This is a genomic window from Bradyrhizobium sp. ARR65 (assembly GCF_000472385.1).
Lineage (GTDB): Bacteria > Pseudomonadota > Alphaproteobacteria > Rhizobiales > Xanthobacteraceae > Bradyrhizobium.
This window is the reverse complement of record NZ_AWZU01000118.1, coordinates 1-3,270: the sequence shown is the minus strand read 5'-3', so window position 1 is coordinate 3,270 and position 3,270 is coordinate 1. Positions and strand designations below refer to the sequence as shown.

Annotated in this window: 4 protein-coding genes and 1 pseudogene; all 5 read left to right on the top strand. The window is 60.6% G+C overall.

Going from position 1 to position 3,270, the window contains the following annotated elements:
• Positions 1-177 precede the first annotated feature (177 nt).
• Complete coding sequence (locus F758_RS0142765; protein ID WP_024513482.1) at positions 178-591, top strand: hypothetical protein; 414 nt, start codon at positions 178-180, stop codon at positions 589-591.
• Between the two features lie 38 nt (positions 592-629).
• Positions 630-1,463 carry an SDR family NAD(P)-dependent oxidoreductase gene (locus F758_RS0142760; protein ID WP_024513481.1) on the top strand — a complete coding sequence of 278 codons (834 nt, stop codon included), beginning with the start codon at positions 630-632 and terminating at the stop codon, positions 1,461-1,463.
• A gap of 17 nt (positions 1,464-1,480) precedes the next feature.
• Positions 1,481-2,219, top strand: a pseudogene (locus F758_RS46215) (SOS response-associated peptidase).
• 53 nt (positions 2,220-2,272) lie between these two features.
• On the top strand, positions 2,273-2,773 hold the full coding sequence (locus F758_RS47045; protein ID WP_024513480.1) for a DUF1330 domain-containing protein: 501 nt from the start codon (positions 2,273-2,275) through the stop codon (positions 2,771-2,773).
• Positions 2,774-3,132: 359 nt separating this feature from the next.
• Positions 3,133-3,270: DMT family transporter (locus tag F758_RS47040; RefSeq protein WP_245286790.1), on the top strand; the 138-nt coding region annotated here is incomplete at its 3' end.

The window sequence follows — 3,270 nt, the reverse complement described above, 5'->3', positions numbered from 1 at the left end:
CAATCAAAGCCAGTGCAATCGCGGTGAGTTTCATCGGCTTTCCTCCATTTCGGTACAGTGCAACTTAGAAGGAGGTCGCGTGTTCCTGCTGCTCACCGTCCATAGGATCCGTCTTCGCCGCCACCGCAAGTTCTAGCGGCTTGCTCATCCTGGCTCGGTGAGGGCATTGTCGCGGCCATGGGCACCAAATCGCGCGACAGACTTTACGGCAGCTCGGTCAGAATAGCGGCCCGACGCGCTGCTGAAGCTCGTAAGGAAGCCGACAAGCTCGCCTGCGAGGCTTGGAACAAGCGCATGCTCGCCTTCAAGGGTCCGGCGCAGCCGTCGCCGACGCTCGGTGACGCGCTCAATGCGGGCTACCTCTATCTTGAAGTCCGTTGCCTCGGCTGTGACACGCATCAGACCGTCGCGCTGGACATCGTGCGGCGGCCAAAGACGACGCCCATCCATGAGCTGGAACGCTACATGCGCTGCAAGGACTGCTCGGACGTGCGCGGCTATCCCTATAAGCGCAGCCATTTGATCGCGCTTCGGCGCACCAAGATTTCCGCGAGCGATCCGCCGTCGTATTGGTGGCCGGGCGAGCGGTAGGGGCATCCGAAGCCAAGGGGCAGGGTAGGGAATAGATCATGAGAGAACTGACGGGCAGGACGGCATTCGTAACTGGAGGAGCCAGTGGTATCGGATTGGCGATGGCCCGCGCATTTGCGGGAGCAGGCATGAAGGTGATGCTTGCCGACATTGAAGCCCGCGCTCTCGACGTCGCCCTCCGCAGCCTTCATCCTTTTGGTCCGAACGTGCGCGGGGTGGTGTGCGATGTCGCCGATCCTGCAAGCGTCGAGCACGCGGCGCAGACGACCTACCAGGCTTTCGGAAATGTAAGTGTGTTCTGCAACAACGCGGGCGTTGCTGCGGGTGGGGGCATCGACACCATCTCGGTCGATAGCTGGCGATGGGTTCTGGACGTCAACCTCATGGGCGTACTGCACGGGGTTCGCGCGTTCCTGCCGCACATCCGGGCGCATGGCGAGGGGGGCCACATCGTGAATACCGCGTCGATGGCCGGTCTGCATGGCGGGCTTGGCTTCAGCCCTTATGTGGCCAGCAAGTTTGCCGTGGTCGGCATGTCGGAAGGGTTGGCGATGCAGCTCAAGCCGCACAACATCGGAGTGACTGTATTGTGCCCCGGGTTCGTGCGCACCCGCATAGGCGAGAGCGGGCGCAACCGACAGCCGCGTTACGGCGAAGCGCCTGTGCTCGACCCATCGAGTCCGGCGGCCGCCCTGGTTGCCGAAATTGCGACGCGGATTGAGGCCGGTCTCGATCCAGCCGAGGTCGCCGCGCGCGTCCTCTCCGCTGTTCGAGAGAATGAACTCTACGTACTCACACATCCCGACATGCGCGGCGAGCTTGAGGCGCGGTTCGCCGCCATACTGCAAGCAATGGACAAATCGTTGCCGTAGGCGCGAGAAGACCGGGAATATGCAATCTCTACAGCATCACCATCAACCAGGCCGCCATCATCGCCCTTTTTCGGTCGTCAATCGCTAGGTCGGCAACCTGCCGCCGATGCCGGGTGTCTTTCCCGATTATCCGGCGCCCGTGATCCGCAACACCGAGAACGGCACCGAGCTGGTGACGATGCGCTGGGGTATGCCGCCCCCGCCGCGCGCGGGCGGGGGCGCCGGTCACAAACATCCGCAACACGTCATCGCCGCATTGGCGCACGTGGCTCAAGCCCGAAAATCGCTGCTTGGTCCCGGCCAACAGCTTCGCCGAGTACGTGCCGGCGCCGAACCCTGAGACGAAGAAGGAAGACGAAAGACGTGGTATGGTTCGCGTTTAGTGAAGACCGCCCATTGTTCGCCTTTGCAGGCATCTGGACCACGTTCAAGGGCGACCGTGGCACTAAGTCAAAGGCGGTCCCAGGGCCGCATCAAGTCTACGGCTTTCTCACCACCGAGGCTAACGCGGTGGTGAAGCCGATCCATCCGAAGGCGATGCCGGTGATCTTGACGATGGACGAGGAGCGCGACGTTTGGATGCGGGAGCCGTGGGATGAGGCGAAGTCGCTTCAACGGCCGCTACCGGATGACGCGCTCAAGATCGTGATGCGCGGGGCGGAGAAGGAAGATCGGGCAGCAGCGTGGCCTTTCCTGAGCCTGAGCTTGGGCCGCTGTTGGAGGTTAGCGGACTATCTGACGGACTTGCTGGTCTGACCCTCAACGGACATTGTAATGTCCCGCCGTTAGAATAAGCTTTGGCTTAATCAATGAACCTGTTCGAAGGAGCGGGTGTGGCGTTTCGCGCGAATAACGCTGCCGATTTCGACCGGGCAGCGTGCGCCCCGGCGTCCGCGCACGCGACGAGGGAGGAAATCGCGATGAAATCCAACTACAAGATTGCGGCGGCTGTAATCGCCAGCTTTGTTCTCGGCGTTGGTGCGGCTAGTATCTTACACGCGCAATCTAAGGCACCAGGCTATGTAGTAGCCGAAATCGATGTCAAAGATCAGGACGGCTACATGAAGGATTTTCTGCCAAAGGCGCAAGCCAACATCAAAGAATTCGGGGGCAAGTACATCGGCGGCGGGTTGAACAAAGCGGTTGGGTTTGTCGGAGCCCCGCCACCCAATCGCGTAGTACTACTACAATTCCCTGACATGGACAGGGTCAAGGCGTTCGAGGACAAAGAGCAGCGCAATGTGACCGAGGTTGGCAGTAAGTACGCCAGCTTCCGCGTCTTCGGTGTTGAGGGCGTCGAGCAGAAGTGACAACGCGGAAGGTGGCGGGCTGTACCAGCGGCCCGCCGACAGTCGCCGCCTTGGTTCGTTTTGCGGCGGTGCTGAGTCTCCTTCTGGTCCGAGGCGGCTGTTCAGCGCCTCAAGGGCTAACGTCGGCTGTTCGAGGCACGGCAGACCTATCGCGGGCGATGCCTGACGACCGGGTCTGACCCATAGCCGATTCTTCGATGGCGGTTCGAGTAGGCTATCGACTGACGTCATTGCAGCCCCTGCTGGCAGCTTCGACGGCTGCCCAGCCCCGATCCTGTTACAGATTTTCCAAGCTTGATTTTGAGGCATACGTTAGAAACACCTTGCTAAGGGGGTTTAAACATTTTAGGGGCGTTCTCATGGCTTGGCTCTTCCTCATCGTTGCTGGCCTGTGCGAAATTGCCTGGGCAATCGGCCTCAAATACACCGAAGGTTTCACACGCCTCTTACCAACAATCGGCACAGTCCTCGCCATGGCGGCCAGTATTGGATTCCTC

What these genes read in the sequence shown, in the direction of transcription:
- F758_RS0142760 (WP_024513481.1), top strand. Translation starts at nt 630, where the DNA reads ATGAGAGAACTGACGGGCAGGACGGCATTCGTAACTGGAGGAGCCAGT.
- F758_RS0142765 (WP_024513482.1), top strand. Translation starts at nt 178, where the DNA reads ATGGGCACCAAATCGCGCGACAGACTTTACGGCAGCTCGGTCAGAATA.
- F758_RS47045 (WP_024513480.1), top strand. Translation starts at nt 2,273, where the DNA reads ATGAACCTGTTCGAAGGAGCGGGTGTGGCGTTTCGCGCGAATAACGCT.